Source organism: Microcystis aeruginosa NIES-4325, from assembly GCF_008974145.1.
Lineage (GTDB): Bacteria > Cyanobacteriota > Cyanobacteriia > Cyanobacteriales > Microcystaceae > Microcystis > Microcystis aeruginosa_G.
Window position 1 is genome coordinate 1 of sequence record NZ_BJKP01000139.1, and the last position, 311, is coordinate 311.

1 protein-coding gene is annotated in these 311 nt (G+C 41.5%); it reads right to left on the bottom strand.

The window, feature by feature from the left end; all coding sequences use genetic code 11:
• Positions 1–89 (bottom strand): IS1 family transposase (locus tag MiAbW_RS19365; RefSeq protein ID WP_133164151.1); only part of this gene is annotated, 89 nt, incomplete at its 3' end.
• Positions 90–311: the final 222 nt, after the last annotated feature.

Consider the following 311-nt stretch of genomic DNA (forward strand, 5'->3'; position numbering starts at 1 on the left):
CCACAGGTTACACAAATAGGATTTTGTTTACCTTGTTTATTGATGCCATTTTTACGGATATGGGTAGATTTACATTCAGGGCATTGCATTTTGATTTCCTCCATTCATATCTCTATTATGCAACGCCAAGGTTTTTAACTAGGTTTTGTCAAGGCACAGAGATTAGTCAAGATAGGGGAAGCAGCTCAGATTCTGGGTGCTTCCCCCGATACCCTGGAAAAGTGGCAATTGTCGGGGTCAATATTCCCCGCTAGTGAAAGCGATGCAGCCTGACAATTACTCCATCTTCTCCATCTTTCGAGAATTTAATT